General features: G+C 60.3%; 15 protein-coding genes and 1 pseudogene. 11 read left to right on the top strand and 5 right to left on the bottom strand.

Annotated features, from left to right (window positions below; genetic code table 11):
• Positions 1–7: 7 nt before the first annotated feature.
• The 7 genes from AACQ43_RS11640 to AACQ43_RS11610 all read left to right on the top strand — a co-directional run bounded on the left by AACQ43_RS11640 (position 8) and on the right by AACQ43_RS11610 (position 9,321).
• Complete coding sequence (locus tag AACQ43_RS11640; RefSeq protein ID WP_168967348.1) at positions 8–847, top strand: enoyl-CoA hydratase-related protein; 840 nt, start codon at positions 8–10, stop codon at positions 845–847.
• Positions 848–956: 109 nt separating this feature from the next.
• Positions 957–2,921 carry an acetyl/propionyl/methylcrotonyl-CoA carboxylase subunit alpha gene (locus tag AACQ43_RS11635; RefSeq protein ID WP_168967347.1) on the top strand — a complete coding sequence of 655 codons (1,965 nt, stop codon included), beginning with the start codon at positions 957–959 and terminating at the stop codon, positions 2,919–2,921.
• Positions 2,918–3,874 (top strand): hydroxymethylglutaryl-CoA lyase, encoded by a 957-nt coding sequence (locus tag AACQ43_RS11630; protein ID WP_043161733.1) that lies wholly within the window; start codon positions 2,918–2,920, stop codon positions 3,872–3,874. The genes AACQ43_RS11635 and AACQ43_RS11630 overlap by 4 nt, the downstream gene beginning before the upstream one ends.
• 11 nt (positions 3,875–3,885) lie before the next feature.
• Entirely contained in the window at positions 3,886–4,308 is a 423-nt protein-coding gene (locus AACQ43_RS11625) for a MerR family transcriptional regulator (RefSeq protein WP_017408247.1), read from the top strand.
• A 37-nt stretch (positions 4,309–4,345) separates the two neighbouring features.
• On the top strand, positions 4,346–5,107 hold the full coding sequence (locus AACQ43_RS11620) for a substrate-binding periplasmic protein (RefSeq protein WP_168967346.1): 762 nt from the start codon (positions 4,346–4,348) through the stop codon (positions 5,105–5,107).
• A 48-nt stretch (positions 5,108–5,155) separates the two neighbouring features.
• Positions 5,156–8,056: a DUF748 domain-containing protein gene (locus AACQ43_RS11615; protein ID WP_168967345.1), complete on the top strand. Its 2,901-nt coding sequence runs from the start codon at positions 5,156–5,158 to the stop codon at positions 8,054–8,056.
• A gap of 668 nt (positions 8,057–8,724) precedes the next feature.
• Positions 8,725–9,321 (top strand): acetate uptake transporter, encoded by a 597-nt coding sequence (locus AACQ43_RS11610; protein WP_011705937.1) that lies wholly within the window; start codon positions 8,725–8,727, stop codon positions 9,319–9,321.
• A gap of 82 nt (positions 9,322–9,403) precedes the next feature.
• Here the strand turns inward: AACQ43_RS11610 and AACQ43_RS11605 are convergent, their stop codons facing one another.
• Together AACQ43_RS11605 and AACQ43_RS11600 are read right to left on the bottom strand one after the other, a co-directional pair.
• A complete protein-coding gene (locus tag AACQ43_RS11605) occupies positions 9,404–10,213 on the bottom strand; it encodes a zinc-dependent peptidase (RefSeq protein ID WP_168967344.1) in 810 nt (269 codons plus the stop codon).
• Positions 10,214–10,231: 18 nt separating this feature from the next.
• The gene (locus AACQ43_RS11600; protein ID WP_168967343.1) at positions 10,232–10,669 is read right to left on the bottom strand and encodes a GNAT family N-acetyltransferase; all 438 of its coding nucleotides are present in this window, start codon (positions 10,667–10,669) and stop codon (positions 10,232–10,234) included.
• A 314-nt stretch (positions 10,670–10,983) separates the two neighbouring features.
• On the opposite strand from AACQ43_RS11600, the gene AACQ43_RS11595 reads away from it, so the two are divergent.
• Positions 10,984–12,483: an alanine/glycine:cation symporter family protein gene (locus AACQ43_RS11595; RefSeq protein ID WP_024943954.1), complete on the top strand. Its 1,500-nt coding sequence runs from the start codon at positions 10,984–10,986 to the stop codon at positions 12,481–12,483.
• Between the two features lie 92 nt (positions 12,484–12,575).
• Positions 12,576–13,590 (top strand): annotated as a pseudogene (locus tag AACQ43_RS11590) (replication endonuclease); the annotation flags it as partial.
• A 709-nt stretch (positions 13,591–14,299) separates the two neighbouring features.
• On the opposite strand, the gene AACQ43_RS11585 reads toward AACQ43_RS11590, so the two are convergent.
• The 3 genes from AACQ43_RS11585 to AACQ43_RS11575 form a co-directional block, all read right to left on the bottom strand.
• Positions 14,300–16,243 (bottom strand): acyltransferase family protein, encoded by a 1,944-nt coding sequence (locus AACQ43_RS11585; RefSeq protein ID WP_168967342.1) that lies wholly within the window; start codon positions 16,241–16,243, stop codon positions 14,300–14,302.
• 282 nt (positions 16,244–16,525) lie between these two features.
• Complete coding sequence (locus tag AACQ43_RS11580; RefSeq protein ID WP_168967341.1) at positions 16,526–16,777, bottom strand: ogr/Delta-like zinc finger family protein; 252 nt, start codon at positions 16,775–16,777, stop codon at positions 16,526–16,528.
• Positions 16,778–17,188: 411 nt separating this feature from the next.
• Positions 17,189–17,995 (bottom strand): crotonase/enoyl-CoA hydratase family protein, encoded by an 807-nt coding sequence (locus AACQ43_RS11575; RefSeq protein WP_168967340.1) that lies wholly within the window; start codon positions 17,993–17,995, stop codon positions 17,189–17,191.
• Positions 17,996–18,170: 175 nt separating this feature from the next.
• Here AACQ43_RS11575 and AACQ43_RS11570 point away from each other — a divergent pair, with 175 nt between their 5' ends.
• Both AACQ43_RS11570 and AACQ43_RS11565 read left to right on the top strand, forming a co-directional pair.
• The gene (locus tag AACQ43_RS11570) at positions 18,171–19,958 is read left to right on the top strand and encodes a putative nucleotidyltransferase substrate binding domain-containing protein (RefSeq protein ID WP_168967339.1); all 1,788 of its coding nucleotides are present in this window, start codon (positions 18,171–18,173) and stop codon (positions 19,956–19,958) included.
• A 2-nt stretch (positions 19,959–19,960) separates the two neighbouring features.
• Entirely contained in the window at positions 19,961–20,587 is a 627-nt protein-coding gene (locus AACQ43_RS11565; RefSeq protein WP_146062823.1) for a 3'-5' exonuclease, read from the top strand.
• Positions 20,588–20,657 lie beyond the last annotated feature (70 nt).

Below are 20,657 nucleotides of genomic sequence, written 5' to 3'. Positions count from 1 at the left end.
AGTTCACATGTCCGATCCACTCAGCCACGCTCTCCAGCCCGGTTTTCGGCTGGAGCGACACGGCCCGCTGGCCGAGCTGGTGCTCGACCGCCCGGCCCGCCACAACGCCTTTGACGCCGACCTGATGCTGGGACTGCTCGACTGCCTCGACGAGCTTGCCCACACCCACGGCCAGGCCCTCGCCGATCGCCCCCACGCATTGCTGCTGCGGGCCGAAGGCAAGCATTTTTGCGCCGGCGCCGACCTCAACTGGATGCGCAACCTGGCTCATGCCGATTTCGAGCACAACCGGGAAGACGCCCGGGTGCTGGCCCGGCTGATGCAAACCCTGGACGAGCTCCCCTTCCCCACGGTGGCGCTGGTACAGGGCGCCGCCTACGGCGGAGCGCTGGGCCTCATCTGCGCATGCGATCTGGTGCTGGCCGCCGATGACGCCCGCTTCTGCCTCTCCGAGGTGAGCCTCGGGCTGGTGCCCGCAGTGATCAGCCCCTACGTGGTGCGCGCCATGGGGATGCGCCAGGCCCGCGCCCTGATGCTCTGCGCCGAACCGTTCGATGCGGTGACCGCCTGCCGGCTCAATGTGGCGCACCGGCGCTGCCCGCCGGATCAGCTGCTGGCCGAAGGACGCGCGCAGGCCCTGCGCCTGTGCCGCAACGGGCCGGAGGCGATGAAAGAGACCAAGCGGCTGCTGGCCGCCCTCGAGAGCCACGGCGCCAGCCTGCACGAAGAGAAAACCGTCGAGACCATCGCCCGGGTACGGGTCGGTCTCGAAGCCCAGGAGGGGATGCAAGCCTTCTTCGACAAACGCCCCCCCGCCTGGCGCTCCCGTTTCAAGGACGAAGCATGACTCAATACCACTCCATCAAGCACCTACTGATTGCCAACTGTGCTCAATATAACGGGAGTGTGGATCAACACGCTTCGCACTTGTGCGCCTTGAACAACAGGGAGCCAGCATGACCCATCACACTCCAATTAAGCGCCTGCTGATCGCCAACCGCGGCGAAATCGCCGTGCGCATCATCAAGACCGCCCGGCGCCTCGGCATTCACACCATCGCCCTCTACTCGGACGCCGACGCCCACACCATGCATGTGCGGGAAGCCGACGAAGCCTGGCATCTGGGGCCGGCCCCCGCCCGGGAGAGCTACCTCGACACCGGCAAGGTGCTGCGCATCGCCCAGCAGGCGAACGCCGACGCCATCCATCCGGGCTACGGTTTTCTGTCCGAGAACAGCGACTTTGCCACCGCCTGCGAGCAGCGGGGCGTGCGTTTCATCGGACCAAGCGGCGCCGCCATTCTCGCCATGGGCGACAAGTCTGGCGCCAAGGCGCTGATGCAGGCAGCCGGCGTGCCGGTGCTGCCCGGTTATCACGGCGCGGATCAGCACCCAGACTTTTTGCGCGATCAGGCGAGCCAGGTGGGCTTCCCGCTCCTTATCAAGGCGGCCAGCGGCGGCGGTGGCAAGGGGATGCGCCGGGTCGATCAGCTCGCTGACTTTGACGACGCCCTGGCGGCGGTCAAGCGGGAGGCAAGCGCTGCCTTCGGTGACGACCACGTGCTGCTGGAGCGCTATCTTGCCCGCGCCCGCCACGTGGAGGTGCAGGTGTTTGCCGATACCCTTGGCAACGCCATCTATCTGGGGGACCGGGACTGCTCGTTGCAGCGCCGCCATCAGAAGGTGATCGAGGAGGCCCCCGCCCCCGACATCGCACCAGTGCTGCGCCGTGCCATGGGCGAAGCCGCCGTCGCCGCTGCCCGGGCCATCACATATCGGGGAGCCGGCACCATCGAGTTTCTGCTGTGCGGAGAGGAGTTCTTCTTCATGGAGATGAATACCCGGCTGCAGGTGGAACACCCGGTCACCGAGGCCGTCACCGGCCAGGATCTGGTGGCCTGGCAGCTGGCGGTGGCCGAAGGCAAGCCGCTGCCGCTCACCCAGGATGAGGTGGTGCTGCGCGGCCACGCGGTGGAGGCGCGCCTCTACGCCGAGGACGTGGCCGCCGGTTTTCTGCCCGCCAGCGGCCCCATCAATTGGCTCCACTGGCCGGATGGCGTGCGCATCGACACCGGCGTCAGCGCTGGCGATACGGTGAGCCCCTATTACGATCCCATGATCGCCAAGCTGATCGCCTACGCACCGAGCCGCAGCGAAGCCTTTGCCAGCCTGGCAGACGCGCTGGCGGCGCTGGAACTCGGCCCCTTGGTGCACAACGGCCCGCTCTTGCTGCGCCTGTGCGAAGAGCCAGAAGTATTGGCCATGGGCCACCACACCCAGTGGCCCATTCCCACCGACCCCCTGCCCGTCCCGGCGCTCGCCTGGCCGCTCGCCGCCATCTGGCTCGCCACTCGCGAGCACGGCGCCTCCCCCTGGCAGCAGGCCGCAGGCTTTCGGCTTGGCCCCACCCGCAGCTTTAGCGCGGCGGTGCGCATCGGCGAGGAGGCCCGCGTGCTGACCCTCACCGAGCGGGCAGGTAGCCTGCTCTGGCAGGGCGAGCAGATCCCGTTCGAGCTCGGGCCGGATCAGATCCGCCTGCAGCAAGCCGGCAACTGGCAGCGCTACCCGCTGCACACCCTCGGCGAGGGCGACTATCTGCTGCACCTGGCGGGCAGGCGCATCCGTTTTTCGGCCGATGATCAGCATCATCAACTGCACCATGATCACGAGGCAGGCGATGCCCTCGGCATCCTGGCCCCCATGCACGGCATCGTCGTGGCGTTGCAGGTCGAGGCCGGCCAGCCGGTCAGCAAGGGGCAGCCCCTGCTGGTGCTGGAGGCGATGAAGATGGAGCACGTCCTCAAGGCCGACCGGGATGGAGTGATCGAGGCGCTGCAGTGCCGCCAGGGCGAACAGGTGAGTCAGGGCGCCCTGCTGGTGCGCTTTGCCGAGCAACATACCGCGCAGGAGGAGCGCTCATGAGCCGAGCACAGGAGAGCCGGGACGACAAGGTCAGCCTGGTGGAGATGGGGCCGCGGGATGGCCTGCAAAATGAGGCCGCGACCCTCTCGCTGGTGCAGCGGCTGGAGCTCATCGCCCGCCTGGCCGAGAGCGGGCTGCAGCGCATCGAGGTGGGCGCCTTCGTGTCGCCCAGGAAGGTGCCGCAGATGGCGGATTCCGCCGCACTGTTCAATGCCCTGCCGCGCAGGGGACCGACCCGCTATGGCGCCCTGGTGCCCAATCTGCAGGGTCTGCAGGCCGCCATTGCCGCCCGCGCCGACGAGATAGGTCTCTTCACCGCCTGCTCCGACGGCTTTACCCGGGCCAACATCGGCATCAGCGTGGAGGAGTCGCTGGTGCGCTTCGCCCCGCTGGTGAAAGAGGCGCGCAGCCTCGGCATCAAGGTGCGCGGCTACCTCTCCACCGTCATCGCCTGCCCGTTCGATGGCCCCACCCGGCCCAAGCGGGTCGCCGCCATGGCCGAGCGACTGCTGGATCTGGGCTGCCACGAGATATCGCTCGGCGACACCATCGGCGTCGGCACCCCGGGCACCGTGGCCCCCATGCTGGATGCGGTGTTGCACGAGATCCCGGCCGGCCGGCTCGCGGTCCATTTTCACGACACCTATGGCCAGGGGCTGGCCAACCTGCTGCCGGCGCTGGAGCGCGGCATCCGCACCATCGACAGCTCGGTGGCCGGGCTTGGCGGCTGCCCTTATGCCCCCGGTGCCTCCGGCAACGTCGCCTCGGAGGAGGTGGTCTACCTGCTGCACGGCCTTGGCATGAGCACCGGCGTCGATCTCGACCAGCTGGCCGCCACCGGCCAGTGGGTGAGCGAGCAGCTCGGCCGCCCCAACGGCTCGCGGGTCGGCCGGGCCCTGCACGCCAATGCCGAGCGGCTGCGCACCCGGCTGTGCCAGCCATCCCCGCAATAAGGAGCCCCGCCATGCCCAATACCCTCGCCCACGGGCTCGCCGGCAAGGAGGTGACCTACAGCATCTCCGAGCTGGCCCACGAGTTCGACATCACGCCGCGCACCATCCGCTACTACGAGGACGAGGGGCTCATCACCCCGACCCGGGAGGGACAGACCCGCATCTACAGCCACAAGGACAAGATCCGCCTGAAATTGACCCTGCGCGGCAAGCGCCTCGGCTTCAGCCTGGCGGAGATCCGCGAGCTGTTCGACATGTATGACACCGACCGCTCCAGCAAGACCCAGCTCAACTCCATGATCCAGCTCATCGAGGCCAAGCGTCACTCCCTGCGCCAGCAGCTGGAGGATATCCAGATGGTGATGGCCGAACTGGAGGCGGCCGAGCAGCGCTGCGTTAATTCCCTTAACAGCTTGAAAACCAGCGCAGATTAACCGAATCTGGGATCATCTCTGCCTCCTGGGAGATCCCATGAAACGCTGGTGCTGGTTGTTGCTGCTGCTCTGCTGTACGGCATGGGGCCACCCGCTGATCCGGGTCGGTGGCTACCCCTATGCCCCCTTCGTCGTCAAGGACGACAGCGGCCACTATCACGGGCTGACCCTGGATCTCATCGCCCTGCTCAACGACATCCAGCAGGATGTGCACTTTGTGTTCGTGCCCACCTCTGCCCCCCACCGCTACAAGGCGCTGACCCTCGGCCGCTTCTCGCTGATGCTGTTCGAAGATATCCGCTGGGACTGGAATGCCGATCAGGTGCGCATCAGCCGTCCGCTGCTGCTGGGTGGCGAGCGCTACGTCGCCCTCAAGGCACCGGGGCGGGATCAATCCTTCTTTGACAACCTGGCCCAGCGCCAGCTGATCGGGGTCAGCGGCTATCACTACGGCATCGCCGATTTCGACGCCAGCGCGAGCACCCTGAAACAGCGCTTCAATATCACCCTGGTCAAGGACAACATCAGCGCCCTGCAGGGGTTGTTCAAGGGGCGCGGCGAGGTGGCCATCCTCAACCTTTCCTACCTCAACCAGTTCGACAAGGAGTACCCCGAGCAGGCCGACCAGCTGCTGCGCTCCAACCGGTGGGATCAGCAGTATGAGCTGCGCGCCCTGCTCAGCCCGGACGCCGGGATCTCGGTGCAGCAGCTGGAACAGTGGCTGGCGCAGCTGAAAGAGAGCGGGAAATTGGCAAGCCTTTGGACAAAGTACGGCGTACAGCATCAAGTGGCACCATGATCATGCCCTGAAAGTTTGTTACCCTATGCGCATCAATTGGAGACCCTCATGCCCAAGCCTCTGCGTGCCCGTCTGCTGCGCTACGCCCTCTACCTCTGCGCCGCCCTGCTGATCTCCCTGCTTATTCTGTTATGGCAAGCCCCCACGCTGACCCAGCGCCACCTGCCGAGCTGGCTGGCCAAACACTACGGCCTGCACCTGAGTCTGGGGGAGATCGACGTCGGCCTGCGCCACCCCTCCCTCGCCATCGGCCCCACCACCCTGTTCGATGACCAGCAGCAGCCCCTTGTCGCTTTTGAGCGCCTGCAACTCACCCCCTTGATTGGGGAAAGCTGGCGCCAGCGCGCCCTGATCCTCGACGAGGCGCGCCTCGTCAAGCCAACCGTCAACCTGGTGCGGCTGGCGGATCAAGGCAAAACCGTTCGCTTCAACCTGACCGAGGCGCTGGCCAGCCTGCTCACCCCGAGTGAAACCACGGACACCGACAGCAGTGCCCCCTTGCTGGTGCAGATCAACCAACTGGCGGCAGAGCAGGGTCACATCGCCTATCAAGACAGCCGCAAGCAGAGCAGCACCGGCTGGGTGCCCACCCTGACCCTGAGCGGGCTCGACCTGCAACTGCCGACCTTCTCCACCGCCCCTGGCCGCGCCACCCCCTTCGTGCTCGCCGCCACTCTCAATCAGCAGAGCCCGCTCAAGGCGAGCGGTGAGCTCGACATCATGAGCGGCGCCGGCAAGGGGAAGATCAGCCTCGGCAAGCTGGCGCTCGCCCCCTTCGCCCCGCTCTGGGCGCCTTATCTCGATATCAAGCTGGCCAAGGGCGAGGCCAACGCCGAGCTGGCCTACCAGATAGCCGAGGGTAAGCAGGGGTTGAGCTGGCAACTATCCAAGGGCAAGTTGACCCTCAATGACTGGCAGCTCCAGCGTCGCCAGGGCGGCGAATTTGCCCGCTTCAAGCAGCTGGCGCTGACCGGCATCGTGCTCGACGGCAACAAGCAGGCGCTGCAGATAGACCGGCTGGCGCTCAAGGCCCCGGCCGTCAGCGCAGTGCTCGATGCCAACCAGCAGCTGGATCTGGCCACCCTGCTGCTCCCCCAGCCGCCGGTCAACACCAGTAAAGCCGACAAACCGGCGACGCCGGGCCAACCCTGGCGCTGGAGCCTCAAGCAGACCCGCATCGAGCAGGGCCAGCTCAAGCTGACCGAATCGAGCAGCGGCAAACCGCTGCTGCGCGAGCTCTCCGCCCTGACGCTGGCGCTGGGTCCGCTGGGCAGCCAGAGCGGACAGACCAGCCCGCTGACCTTGAGCGGGGCGCTCAACAACCAGGCGAAACTGGACTTTGACGGTGACCTCGCCCTCACCCCCTTCAGCCTCAACGGCGAGATCAGGCAACAGGGCCTGCCGCTCAGCTGGGCCCAGCCCTATCTGCAGGATCTGCTGCGCATCAGCGTGCGCGACGGCCAGCTTGCCAGTCGCACCAAGCTGGTGCTGGCCACCGATGCCAAGGGGGCATTGAGCAAGCTGGAGCTAAGCGGCGGGCTCGATATCGAGCGGCTCAACGTGCTGGATCGGGCCGACAATCAGCGCCTGCTGCAAATTGAGCAGTTGCAGCTGAGCGGCTTGCACTATGACGGCATCAGCCAGCAGGTGAAGATCGACGACATCCTGCTGCGCAAACCCTTCGCCCGCATCGAGATCAACGAAGACAGGGTCACCAACGTGCAGCAACTGCTGCTGCCGCAACCCGCTACGGCCAAGCCCGCCAGCAGCGGGCCAGCCCCTCGCGTCAGCATCGCCCAGGTCCGCACAGAGCAAGGCAACCTGCGCTTTGCCGATCGCAGCCTGAGCCCGGAATTCGTGGTGGACATCGCGGCCCTCAGCGGCCAGAGCCGCCACATCAGCAACATCCCCGGCCAGCGCTCCGAGCTGGCCTTCAACGGCAAGGTGGACCGCTACGCCCCGGTGACCATCCGCGGCGGCACCAACCTGCTGATCGAGCAGCCGGTGCTGGACGTGGCCGTCACCTTCAACAATCTGGAGCTCACCACCTTCACCCCCTACTCCAGTACCTACGCTGGCTATGCCATCGACAAGGGCCAGCTCTCCATGAAGCTCAACTACCAGTTGCAAGGCAACCGGCTGGAGGGGGACAACGACATCACCATCAAGAAGCTGCAACTGGGGGAAAAGGTCAAAAGCGAGCAGGCCAAAGATCTGCCGCTGGGGCTGGCGGTCGCCCTGCTGAGCGATGCCAACGGCGTCATCCAGATGAACCTGAAGGTGAAGGGTAACCTGGATCAGCCGGACTTCAGCCTCGGCAACATCTTCTGGGATGTGCTCGGCAACACCCTGCGCAAGGCGGTCACCTCACCCTTCTCGCTGCTCGCCTCCCTGGCGGGCGGCAGCGAGGATCTCGATGAGCTGCCCTTCCTGCCCGGTGAGCCGGATCTCACCCCCACCCAGCAGGAGAAGCTGGCCAAACTGGCGCAGGCCCTCAAGGACAGGCCCAAGCTCAGCATGAACATTCGCGGCAAGGTCAACTTCAACGAGGAGCGCCCCATCTTGCAGCGCCAGAAGCTGGAGCGAGCGCTGGCCAAGATCACCGGCGGCCCGGTAGACCTCGAGCTGCTGGAGCAGGACCCCGCCATGCAATCGGCGCTGGCACAAGCTTATGAGGCCCGTTTCAACGAAAATCTCGGGGATCTGGCCGATCGGCTGAAACTCGATGAAGAGAGTCCGGCCCTGCGCGCCCAGGCGGTTCTCCTGCTGCGGGATCAACAGCTCATCACCGCCAAGTCCCTGCGCAATCTGGCCATGCGCCGCGCCCAGAACACCAAGGAGTTTCTGGTGGACCGTCAGGGGATCGCACCGGAGCGGCTGTTCGTTCTGGACAGCCAGGTCAAGGAGGCCGACAAGGAGGCCAAGGTGGTACTGACCCTGGACGATTGAGCCGCTGACATCAGCAGGATGAGGGGGATGCCATCCCCTCATCCTGTACGTGGCACGCTCGCCTTCTTCTCGCGCCTGCCGCTATATGCATAGTCTCGCCGCAACCTTGCTTTTCCCCCTTCTTCGACCGGCCACTGACTCTTCGGCCATTTAGCCACTGCACGGGCACGCCTGCGCGCGATGACACTGCCACAGCCACTTATCGGGCCAGGATTTTCTCACTCAGCCCCCTATCACACCTCAGCTCCCTAAGCGAACCAGTCCGGCACAAAGGCCCCTGCTCGACCTTGTCGATGCTGCGAACAGACAGCTTGGCCGTTTGTCTTAGTCAAGCAATGAACGTCTCTTGTCTGATGGCATATGAGAGTATTTTTTAGTCTCAAATGTGCTCGGGCTTGGCAATGGGCATCCCGTTGACGGCACTGCTCAGGCCATCGGCTGTATTTGTATGAAACTTTCAGAATCGTGCTGCTCAATACAATTTTTCAACCTTGTCCGCACCATTCATTCACCTGCCATCTACCTGGATCGCACGAATGGTCAGTCAGGTAAAAATTCCCGTTATTTTTTTACCGTTTCGGTCATTCCCCCCCTTGCCCAGCGCCCAGAGCCTGCCTAAAATCGCGCGTCTTTTATCAACCCCCACCTCTATTTTTGGAGAACGCCACGTGAGCGAAAAATTGGCCAACCCTGCCCCTCTGGGTCTGATGGGTTTCGGTATGACCACCATTCTGCTGAACATCCATAACGCAGGTTTCTTCCCCATCAGCGCCATGATCCTGGCCATGGGCCTGTGCTATGGCGGTCTGGCCCAGATCATCGCCGGTATCATGGAGTACAAGCGCGGCAACACCTTCGGTGTGACTGCCTTCATCTCCTACGGCACCTTCTGGTGGAGCCTGGTGTTCCTGCTGGTGATGCCGACCATGGGTCTGGCCGAAGCCACCCCGCACGCCTACATGGGCTGGTACCTGCTGATGTGGGGCATGTTCACCCTGTTCATGCTGATCGGGACCGTCAACTACCCGCGCGTGAAGCAGTTCGTGTTCGCCTCCCTGACCGTGCTGTTCTTCCTGCTGGCCGCCCGTGACTTCACCGGCAGCACCCTGATCGGCACCATCGCCGGTTTCGAAGGCATCATCTGTGGCGCCAGCGCCATCTACCTGGCCATGGCCACCGTGATCAACGAGCAGTTCGGCCGCACCGTGATGCCGATCGGCGATCACAAGAAAGCCGCCGCCGTTCAGCTCAAAGCCGCTGCCTAAGCACCCGGCCGACACAGCTGTCACGAAAAAGGCACCCCGCGGGGTGCCTTTTTGTTGGGCGCGATTTACCAGGATCGCCCGGCTAGCCGTGATGCTCGGGCTCCCCCGCCAGCAGCCGGGTGGCAGGAAAACGCGCTGCCGGTTGCTGGCCGAAGAAGAGGGTGAACTGCTGGTACACCGCCGGATAGGTATCGCGCAGGCGCAGCGGATCGGTAAAAAAGCACTCGCTGCACACCGCAAAAAATTCGGCCGGGTGCGAGGCGGCATAAGGATCGATGGCGGTAGGCTCGTGACGATCCAGTTGCGCCTGCATGGCATCGAATGCCGCCTGTAGCGCATCGGTCCACTGGCGCGGATCCATGCCTGCCGGCAGCGGCGGCGCCCCGTCTGCCTCCCCTCCCAGCATGTCGAGCTTGTGGGTCAGCTCGTGGATCACCAGATTGAAGCCGTCCCAGTCCCCATCCTGCTGCAGCTCGCTCCAGGCCAGCACCAGCGGCCCCTGCGGCCAGGATTCTCCGGCGTTCTCCTCTTCAACCTCGCTCACCAGCCCGAACTCGTCCTGCACCTGCTGCCGGCGCACCACCGGCTCGGGGATCAGGATGATCTCGTGAAAGCCCCGATACCAGTCGAGCCCCAGATGCAAAATGGGCAGCGCCGCCTGCAGGGCCAGCACCGCCTGCTGACGGGGAGTGAGCGACACCCCGAGCTGGGTGAGAGTCTTGCGGGCCAGCAGCTGCTGCGCAAGCCCGATCAGGGTCTGCTCCTCCTCTTGGGAAAAACCCTGCAAAATGGGCACCGAGGCCAGGGCCTGCTGCCACTCCAGCGCGCCAGGCCCATTGCCATCTTGCCGGGACGCACCACCAAACACACTTCGTAAACGGGACCAGAACACGCAGACTCCTCTTGCTGATCAGACTGTTTTCACAAACCGTTTCGGACGCTCGACATACCCCTGCGCCAGATAGAAGCGATGGGCCCCTTCCCGCTTGAGGCTGCTGGAGAGCTCCAGCTGGCTGCAACCCTGCGCTCGCGCCCGCACCTCTGCCGCCACCAGCAGGTCGGCGCCAACGCCGCGTCCCCTTGCACCCTCATCGACAACCAGCGCCGAGATCAGGCCCCACGCTGGTGCAACATGCAGCGGGCTCAGCCAGTGCCACACCAGCACGCCCGCTATCGCTTCCCCCAGGCTGGCCACCAGCACCTCGCGGGACGGATCCGGCGCCAGCCAGCGATCCCTAAGCACCTGCGGGCTGACCGGATAACCCAGCTGGCCGAACAGGTCGGCCATGGCGGCCGTATCCTCGGCACACGCCGGGCGGATCATCGCTATTTCTTGCTCCATCTTCATCCTTGGCCTTGATTTTGCTCTCCCTCTCCCACCGCAGAGCGCCGATGAAAGAGGAGATGATACCGGGCCGGCACCGCATTCTGTCCAGTTGCACCGGCCATTTGTTAATGTCAATTCACAAATTAACAAGATAACAACATATTTCGCTGGGAAGCCCCAGCACAAATCGATATGTTAAAACCCGCGGACTGGCCAGTGGAAACATCCACCGACCCGTCCCACACCATAACGAGTGACCCCAGGGTCACCACCTATTTGAGGGAGCGGGGCACAGACCCCGCCAACAAGACAGCACAACAAAGGAGTTGTTGTACATGAATGAGATCGTCAATGCCATCAATGGTGTGATTTGGAGCCCGGCGCTCATCTATCTGTGTCTGGGGGTAGGCCTCTACTTCTCCTTGCGCAGCCGCTTTTTGCAACTGCGTCACATCAAGGAGATGATCCGGCTGATGTTTGATGGCAAGAGCACGGATGCGGGGGTCTCCTCCTTCCAGGCGCTGGCCATGACCCTGGCTGGCCGGGTCGGTACCGGCAACATCGCCGGGGTCGCCACCGCCATCACCTTCGGCGGCCCGGGTGCCATGTTCTGGATGTGGATGGTGGCCTTCCTCGGCTCCAGCTCCGCCTTCGTGGAGTCCACTCTGGGTCAGGTCTACAAGGAGAAGATCAACGGCGAATACCGCGGCGGCCCGGCCTTCTACATCGAGAAGGGGCTCGGCATGAAGTGGTACGCCTGGACATTCGCCATCGCCACCATCTTTGCCTGCGGCGTATTGCTGCCGGGGGTGCAGGCCAACTCCATCGGCGCCAGTCTGCAGACCGCGTTTGATATCGATCCGAACGTCACCGCCGCCGGTCTGGCGCTGCTGCTCGGCTTCATCATCTTCGGCGGTGTCAAGCGCATCGCCAACTTCGCCAGTACCGTGGTGCCCTTCATGGCGCTCGGCTACATCATCGTCGCCTGCGTCATCATCGCCCTCAACATCCACGCCCTGCCCGGCGTGATCCTGCTGATCTGGAAGAGTGCCTTCGGCTTTGATGCCGGCTTTGGCGCCATTCTGGGTCTGGCCATCATGTGGGGGGTCAAGCGCGGGGTCTACTCCAACGAAGCGGGTCAGGGTACCGGGCCGCACGCCTCCTCCGCCGCCGCGGTAAGCCACCCGGCCAAACAGGGCCTGGTGCAGGCGTTCTCGGTCTACATCGACACCCTGTTCGTCTGCTCCGCCACCGGCTTTATGCTGCTCATCACCGGCCTCTACAACGTGCAGGGTCCGGACGGCGCCGCCCTCTACACCGGCATCGCCGGCGTGGCTGCAGGCCCGGGCTACGTGCAGACCGCCATGGAGAGCATGATGCCTGGCTTTGGCAGCATGTTCGTGGCCATCGCGCTGTTCTTCTTCGCCTTCACCACCATCGTTGCCTACTACTACATCGCCGAGACCAACATCGCCTACATCAACCGCAAGGTGAACCGTCCCTGGCTGACCTTCGTGCTGAAATTGACCCTGATGGCCTCCACCGTCTATGGCACCGTCAAGACCGCCGAGCTCGCCTGGGGCATGGGTGACATCGGCGTCGGGCTGATGGCCTGGCTCAACATCATCGCCATCCTGCTGCTGCAAAAGACCGCCTTTGCCTGCCTGCGCGACTATGAAGCGCAGCAAGCCAAGGGGCTGGATCCGGTGTTCCACCCGGAGAAGCTCGGCATCAAGAACGCCGACTACTGGGCCGGTCACCGCTCCGAAGAGAACCTGGAGCAGGAGAAATCCGGTCACCCCTTCGAACCGGACCAGGATCGCAAGATCTCCTGATCGCGCACCACTCCCCAACAAAAATGGCAGCCTCGGCTGCCATTTTTATTTGTTTAATATCAATAGCTTGCATCAACATCCATTATTTGAGTGCCAAAAGCATCGACGGCGCCTACCTAGACAATGACGAAGAGGCCGGCACTGCCGCCGATGAGGGTGCCCTGCACGCCGTGGCCTGGGCCAGTTGGTGGGGCATTCGCACCTTCCAGCAGATCGGGGGCGCCCCGGTCGGGGTATGGCGCTAGCTGCGCCGCATCAGCAACGCCAAGAAGCATGCCGAACTGGATTACCCACCCAAGCCAGTGCTGCAAGACCCGCACTTTAAGGCGACCCGCTTTGCCGCGGATAACGGTATCTTTCGCTGCTACCTGCACACCATGGGCGGCGCACTGGCCACCCGTGCCGAACACCCCATCAAGCTGACCCACCTTATCGAGGAGCAGGCCAATGCTCAAGGCGAAGACATCAAGCACCTGATGGGCCTACACACCGCCCGCCTAGGTGTACGTACCCGTTTGACCGGGTGGGAAGTAGTGCCTGCCGGTACCTTCGAGGCCACCAAGGCCGCCGGGGGCTCGGCTTGGGGGGTTGGGGTTAAGACTGGCGACAGCCCGGCACCTTGGAGCTCTGACAATAACTGTACTCGGCCAGATCCTGATGCCTTCGCAGACCAGATCATGAAGGGAACAATGGGGGTTATCATCCTTCTCCATTGACCGATTGAGGGCGGGTTCCAACGTCACTGTGGACGGCTTCACCCTCTGGTTGGAGAACGGACAGGTGCAGTCGAGCCGCTTGACCCCATCGGACGATGACGACCCACTTATCGAGCGGGAATGGCTGCGCGCAATGGTCGGTGCACCAGAACCTGACGAACAGCCCGACCCCCTTCCTCCCGATGATGAGCATTGGCCGACGCTGGTGATGGATTGCTTCGAGCTGTTTAACGCCTGCGGATTCGAGGCATGCCATCAGTGGATCACTGCTTTGCCTAACCCATATCAATGGGAACTCTGGCGAGTACTTGATAAATTAGACTGGGCAGACCGACACGAAGTGGAAAGTCCACTGTTTTACGAACTGATGATCGAGGTAGCGTGTGACTGATCTTTTTTCCATGCTGGAAGCCCTGCAGGGCGAATGGCCTGATGTATCGCACACCAACAAACCGCTTACGGCGCCACAATATGATGCACTGGAAAACCAGATTTACCGTATGGGGCCCAGATTGACGGCACACCGGCATGGTCACAGGAATTGATGTTTGAGTGGTTGCAAGAACAAACACAGCATATTAGAGGTGTGGCTATCGCCATGATGCACCGGTTCTACTGGCCAGAGCATGTAGATCTAACTACCTGTGCCTCAAGCCATCAAAGTTGCAAGAAAATCCACAAGTCGATACTCCCGCAGCTCTCCGCCGATGGGCGCCACCTGGGCAAGCTAGGCGTGGTGGATGGCCTAGTGCCACTAAACATCGATCAGAACGGCACCATCCATAGACCGCATACTCTGTATAACACCCGGGTATTCCCACTGAATATCATCAACCCCGCGGCTACCGAGCGGATAAACCCAGCATACAAACCACCAATATAATACCATGTAGTAATGTGATCACCTAAAAAGCGATGTATGAAATCAGTTAAAAGAATCATAGCTGGCGGAGCGTTTTGGTTGATGAGTATAATATTTTAGAACTATTCTGCACAGACAAAATCCCGTGAACTACAACGAGAACATATCAAATTATATGTGAGTAAAGGGAGGGGGTACACCTCCCTAACCCGACTCTATACCGCTTAGAAAGCATTATTTACTTCAGATATTCATTCAACCCACCGCTTGAAATAATAACCTTAGATACAACATAATCAGAACCTTCGAGTGTTAGATGACCATAGTCCCATGATAAGGGGGTGTTATTACCATCTACTTTTGCCAAGCATTTATCACCTTTACATAAAGAATCAATAATGGACACATACCTAACTATGGAGTCATCATAATTTAAACCACGCATCAGGCGGTTAGTGTTCAATATGTCTACATCAATAGCTTTATCATTAAATGATGTTTCATTATCATCAAAATGTCTTAACGCAATGATGTTGGAAAGCGCTATTCTCCATTGAGGAACGGGCCCTAATATTATTATTTTTTTGACTCCAAATTGTTTTAATTTCGCAACTATACCAACGTAATCATTTTGTTCATGCATCCACCTCTGAGCCATCACAACCACATCAGGGGTTGATTTTTTGATTACGTCCCATGCCATATTGTTAGAGCGTTCGCACGCAAGACTAAATTCACCCGAAAGTCCCGGCGCAACACCAATATGAGGAGCACAAGCAGAAGATGCGATCTGGATAAAACCTGTGCCATCACGTAAATGACTTCTTATACCATGGCTTAATGCCTGAGCATGTGAATCTCCCCATAGCATTAATGTCTTTGATTTTCCTTTTGTATCATAACACTCATTGCTAATCGCGGGCTTAGCTATAAATTTTTCTCTATCATCAAAGAAATTACATTCTGAACGATATTCATGATAAAGTTCACCAGTTAAATATTTGTCTCTACTATACTTCTCAACATAATTAATTTCATCTGAAAATGTTCTGAAGCGTTGATCAATGCCATTTGTATAAATACAGAAAGTTGTGAATAACACAATAACAATAGCAGGGACACCGAGCATCAAAGTCATAAATCCTTGCGATAACTCACGCCCTAGAACTCTGACGTTTCGCTCTAATATGTAATATATACCAAAGCCCACTACTAATGATAACAACACAGCCATTGCTGTAACATAAGCGCTATCATATTTACTGTGCAAAGCAAACAATATCATTATTGGCCAATGAATAAGATAAATAGAATAAGAGCTCTCACCTATTTTTTGAAACAAATAATTATTTGTGAGCCATGAATCCATTCTGTTGGCCACAATTACCAATCCCCCACCTGCAATTGGTAACAGCGCATAACCACTAGGCCAAGCATAGCTTGAATTGAATGTATAAATAGAGACTACTATTAAGAATAAACCTAGCAATTCAAGACATATAGAAGTTCTTTTTGAAAAGCGCCTCCCCTGCATGAAGCCCCATATTCCTACACCAGCCAATAGTTCCCAAGCTCGAGTTGGTAACAAATAGAATGCATATTGTGGTTCACTTTCTGTATAAGAGAATGATAAATACAAAGATAAGGTAAACAATATGAGCAATACTGAAACCAAGATCTTCTGGCTACCAAATCTAAATATCGCCATAATAATAATTGGAAAAATTAAATAAAACTGCCACTCAACAGATAAAGACCAAGTATGCAAAAGCCACTTTTCATGTGCCAGTGTTTCAAAATACCCAACCTCATTATAGAATAAAAAGTTTGAAATAAATAAAACTGCGGATAACGCCTGCCTTCCTACAAAATAATACTCAGATGATGGCAAGAAAAACCAGCCATACAACAAAACACTTATAACAATAAGAATTAGAGGTGGAACAATCTTCAATCCTCTACGAAAATAAAAATCAAAAAAAGAGAATCGATTTAAAGCTACTTTAGGAATAACAATCCCTGCCATCAAGAAACCGGAGATCACAAAAAAAACATCTACACCAACAAATCCCCCCTGAAACCCTGGCACATTAAAATGATATAATACAACAGCAAGGACAGACCATGCCCGAAGACCATTTATATCATTTCTAAATTCCCTAGAATGAGACTCTCTATACATTTAAAATACAACCCAAGCAAGCATTAAGGAAAAATAAAATTGTTTTATTATATCATATCCTTTTGTAAAGGATGATCTAGATTTTTTCATACAGTGGCCCCCTGATTTTTCTATATGCAAACCATTACAACTTGAAAGCAGGTTGACGCTTATGTCTTTATTACAGACTGTTTTGCAAGATTCCATCATGCGGCTAATGCTGGTGCGGGGAACAGATACTCTACCCCAGTCGTTCACCTGCATGGTTTTCCACACATAAAGCGGGCAGCCGAGGAGGGGGCGCTATTGCGCCCCCAGTCCTTTCAGTACCAACTGCCGCCCCTCTGGCGTCAGCGAACCCATCAAGCTAAGCACCAGCTTGTTGGTGGTCTTGGCCGAGGGGCTTAAGGTGTGGGCAAACGACAAGGTGGCCACCCAGCTGTGGCCGCACTCTGCATCGGTGCACTGGCAGTAGAGATCCGAGACATCATCGCTCAGTCGGTTGGTCTTGGTAATGCGGCCCCGTTGGCCACACACTTTGCAATAAACCCGCATTGCCCCCTTTGCTATCCAAATCAACAACCTGTCTTGCCACAGCAAACGCTGAGGCCTGCGATCCGACCTATTACACCTCCGTCATCTGGCCGGAGCACGATCGCGGGTCCAGCGACGGCACCCCGTACACCGCTCAAAACCGAAGAGGTCGATGGCAAACTCAAGCTGTACGCCATCCCCTGCCCGAATCGGGATCTCATCTACTGGAGCCAAAGCGCCTAGTATCAGCTCTGCTTCATCAAGCTCTTCGAGAACGTCACCACCTGGGACATACCTACCTGCTGGGCCTCGGCGTCACCGATGGGCCCAACCCGCGGATAAGGAAATAAAACCAGAACAGTTCGATCAGATGCTGGGGGCCCTCAATGGCCTTGCACCAGATCGATACCATTTCTTGTTTATCCCTACCTGTCAGAGCGCATTGCGGCGTGGCCCGAACGGCAGGCGCCAGCGAAACAGGCTGTTGAGGGTGGCGCGCCACTGGTTGGGGCGTCCCAGGATCTGCTTTTGCAACCGGGTCTCTTCTTTCAGCATGGCCTCGTCGCTGCGGGCCCAGGCCTGGTTGTAGAGCAGCTTGATCCCCGCCAGCGCGTCCGGCGACTTGGTGATGAGGGTCTTCGCGAACTCCCGCGCCTCGGCCAGCGGATCGTCGCAGACCCGGCTCACCAGCCCGAGAGACTTGGCCTCCGGCGCCGGCAGCTCGCGCCCGCTCATGGCCAGCTCCATGGCGGTATCCACCCCCATCAGGTTGCGCATGGTGACGCTGCCGCTCATGTCGGGGATGATGCCCCACTTGATCTCCATCACCGAGAAGCGGCAATCAGGGGTACTGAAGCGAAAGTCGGCGCCGAGCGCGATCTGCAGCCCGCCGCCAAAGCAGACCCCCTGAGTCACGGCGATCACCGGCACCGGCAACTGATGCCAGCCATAGGCCACCCGCTGGGCCAGGTTGGTGGCTTCATCCGCCTCGCGTTTTAAGATCTCGAGCGCCGCCACCGGCTGCTTGAGCATGGATTTCACATCCAGCCCGGCACAAAAGGCCCGCCCCTCCCCGTGCAGGATCACCGCCCGCAACCCCTTGTGCTGGCGCAGTTGGTCGAGTACCCCGTCGATGGCGCTGAACATGGCTCTGTCCAGCGCATTGAGCTTGTCGCCCCGCGCCAGCATCACCTCGGCGATGCCGTCCCGGATCTCGCATTTGACCCTTGGTTTTTCCATTTTCCCCTGTCCTCTCCTGAGTTCACACTGGTCATACCACTACGTTATCAGAGTGTTATCGCCAGGTACAGCGAGGAGCCGGTTTCCCACAGCTACGGCGCGTGCTACTAAAGTCGGCTGGCTGGTCAGGCGCCGCTTTGTCAGACTGGCTTGACGCCACCGGCCAAGGATTGCCATGACCAGCCTGTTCAACTTTGCCCGCCCGCCGTTTGACTGCCTGACCGAAGAGGAGCGCCAACGGCTCGAGCAGCACCTCTCCATATGCTACTTTCGCGCCGGCCAAGCGGTGCTCAAGGCGGGCGATGCGCCCCCCGGCCTCTATCTCGTCCTCAAGGGAGCGGTGGAGGAGTCGAGCCCCCATCACCAGTTTGGCGACTATGGCGAAGGGGACTTGTTCGACGTGCGCGCCCAGTTCGACGGCCACTGCCGCCACCAGTTCAGTGCGTTGGAAGATCTGCTCTGCCAGCTGATCCCCAGAGGCACCTTCATCGAGTTGTGCGAGGGCAATCCCGCCTTCGCCCGCTACTTCACCGCCAGCCTGGCACAGCGGCAACAACAGCAGGAGCAGCGCGCCCAGCTGGGACAGAAGAATCTGGCGGAGTTCATCCTGACCCGCATCGAGCCCGGCCATCTGCAGTCAGCGCTCATCGTCGACAGCCGCCTGTCGCTCTTGGCCGCCACCGAGGCTATGGTGGCCAAGGGCACCGACTGCCTGCTCTACCCGGCCACGGATGGCAGCCTGAGTCTGGCGACCCGCAAGACGCTGCTGCACGCCCTGACGCTCAAGGGACTGCCGCTGACGACGCCGCTGGCGGTGCTGGATCCGACTCCGCTCATCGGCCTGCCGCTAGGCAGCTATCTGTTCGACGCCCTGCTGCTGATGACCCGCCATCGCATCAAGCGACTGGTAGTCTGGCAGGGGCAGGAGGTGGCGGGGATCCTGCACCTGACCCAGGTGCTCGGTCTCTTCTCCACCCACTCCCATGTGCTGACCCTGCGTATCGCCCGCGCCGACACCCTGCCAGCGCTGGAAGCGGTGGCCCGGGAGCAGCAACAGCTGACCCGCTCGCTGTTCGGCCAGGGGATCCACACCGCCTTTTTGATGAAGCTCATCGCCACCATCAACGAGCAGCTGATCGCCAAGGCCTTTGCACTGGTGATCCCGCCTGCGGTGCAGGAGCGGGTCTGCCTGCTGATGCTGGGCTCGGAGGGGCGCGGCGAGCAGATCCTCAAAACCGATCAGGACAATGCCCTGATCCTGCCTGCCGACCTGTACTGGCCGACCCAGCAGGCCGACCTGGCCGCCTTCAGCGATCTGCTGGCCCGGCTCGGTTACCCGCCCTGCCCCGGCCGGGTGATGGTCAACAATCCTGCCTGGGTGAAGCCCCTGGCGCTCTGGCAGCAGGAGATCGAGCGGGCCTGCGTCGAGGCCAGTGAAGCAGACTTGCTCTGGCTCGCCACCCTGGCCGACGCCCACCCCATCGCTGGCGATCGCGCCCTGCTTCCTCCTCTCGCCCGCAAGTTGCGCGAGCAGATGGCCGAGCGGCGAGATCTGCTGGCGGAGATGGTGCGACCGGCGGTGGCGTTTCATGCGCCGCTCACCCTGTTTGGTCGTCTGGAACGGGCGCCGGAGGGGCTGGATCTGAAACGTGGCGGCCTCTTCCCACTGGTACACGGCATTCGCATGCTAGCGCTGGAAGCCGCCATTCTGGAGACCTCTACTCTGGCACGAATCGAAGCGCTGGTGACGGCCGGACGGCTCAGCGCCGGCTTTGGCGACAATCTGGCGGAGGCGTTCAGGCTGTTCGTCCGCTTGCGGCTGCGCAGCCAGCTCAAGGAGGGAGAGAGCCGGGTGCAGGTCAATGATCTCAGCCACGGTGAGCGGGATCTGCTGCGCCAGGCGCTGCATCAGGTGAAGAAGTTCCAGCAGTGGCTCACCTTGCACTTTCGTCTGAGGCAATAGCCATGTTGAGCCGTCTGCGCCGTCATTGGTATGGTCGCCGTGTCAAAGATCCGGCGTTTGCCCCGCTCTATGCCGACCCGCTCGCCGACGAGTGGGTGGCACTCGACTTCGAGACCACCAGCCTGGACCCGGACCAGGCCGAGATCGTCGCCATCGGCGCGGTGCGCATCCAGGGCAACCGGGTGCTGACCGGCGAGGCGCTGTCCATCCGGGTGCAAGCGCCGGCCAGCCTGAACGAACACTCGGTGGTGATCCACGGTCTGCGCCATCAGGATCTGCAACAGGGCATGACGCTGGAAGCCGCGCTGCGCCTGCTTCTGGACTTTATCGGCCCGCGCGAACTGGTGGGGTATCACATCGCCTACGACCTGCGCATCCTCAATCTCGCCTGCCAGCGATACTGGGGGCTGACCCTGGCGCAGCGCGGGATAGAGGTGAGCCGGCTCTACCACGATCACCTCTATCGCCGCTATCCCGATGCCGCCATTGACCTGCATCTGGCCGCCATCAGCAGCCATATCGGTCTGCCAGCCCTGCCCGCCCACGACGCCCTGAGCGATGCCATCACCGCGGCCCTCATCTTCTTGCGCCTCACCCGGGGCGGCCCACTGGCTTATCCCAAAGTCTAATTGTCCACGAATAACATTTGATTCACATTTTGATTACATGAGCAGTCCTGCTGCTCGGTAGGGACCTCCC

Source organism: Aeromonas sp. DNRA1 (assembly GCF_963888745.1).
GTDB classification, from domain to species: Bacteria; Pseudomonadota; Gammaproteobacteria; order Enterobacterales; family Aeromonadaceae; genus Aeromonas; species Aeromonas hydrophila.
Note: the sequence above shows the minus strand (reverse complement) of the source record. Positions and strands in the feature narration are given on the sequence as shown.

Coding starts and splice junctions, on each gene's coding strand:
- AACQ43_RS11570 (WP_168967339.1), top strand. CDS start 18,171: ATGACCAGCCTGTTCAACTTTGCCCGCCCGCCGTTTGACTGCCTGACC.
- AACQ43_RS11595 (WP_024943954.1), top strand. CDS start 10,984: ATGAATGAGATCGTCAATGCCATCAATGGTGTGATTTGGAGCCCGGCG.
- AACQ43_RS11630 (WP_043161733.1), top strand. CDS start 2,918: ATGAGCCGAGCACAGGAGAGCCGGGACGACAAGGTCAGCCTGGTGGAG.
- AACQ43_RS11600 (WP_168967343.1), bottom strand. CDS start 10,669: ATGAAGATGGAGCAAGAAATAGCGATGATCCGCCCGGCGTGTGCCGAG.
- AACQ43_RS11620 (WP_168967346.1), top strand. CDS start 4,346: ATGAAACGCTGGTGCTGGTTGTTGCTGCTGCTCTGCTGTACGGCATGG.
- AACQ43_RS11635 (WP_168967347.1), top strand. CDS start 957: ATGACCCATCACACTCCAATTAAGCGCCTGCTGATCGCCAACCGCGGC.
- AACQ43_RS11585 (WP_168967342.1), bottom strand. CDS start 16,243: ATGTATAGAGAGTCTCATTCTAGGGAATTTAGAAATGATATAAATGGT.
- AACQ43_RS11615 (WP_168967345.1), top strand. CDS start 5,156: ATGCCCAAGCCTCTGCGTGCCCGTCTGCTGCGCTACGCCCTCTACCTC.
- AACQ43_RS11625 (WP_017408247.1), top strand. CDS start 3,886: ATGCCCAATACCCTCGCCCACGGGCTCGCCGGCAAGGAGGTGACCTAC.
- AACQ43_RS11580 (WP_168967341.1), bottom strand. CDS start 16,777: ATGCGGGTTTATTGCAAAGTGTGTGGCCAACGGGGCCGCATTACCAAG.
- AACQ43_RS11575 (WP_168967340.1), bottom strand. CDS start 17,995: ATGGAAAAACCAAGGGTCAAATGCGAGATCCGGGACGGCATCGCCGAG.
- AACQ43_RS11640 (WP_168967348.1), top strand. CDS start 8: ATGTCCGATCCACTCAGCCACGCTCTCCAGCCCGGTTTTCGGCTGGAG.
- AACQ43_RS11565 (WP_146062823.1), top strand. CDS start 19,961: ATGTTGAGCCGTCTGCGCCGTCATTGGTATGGTCGCCGTGTCAAAGAT.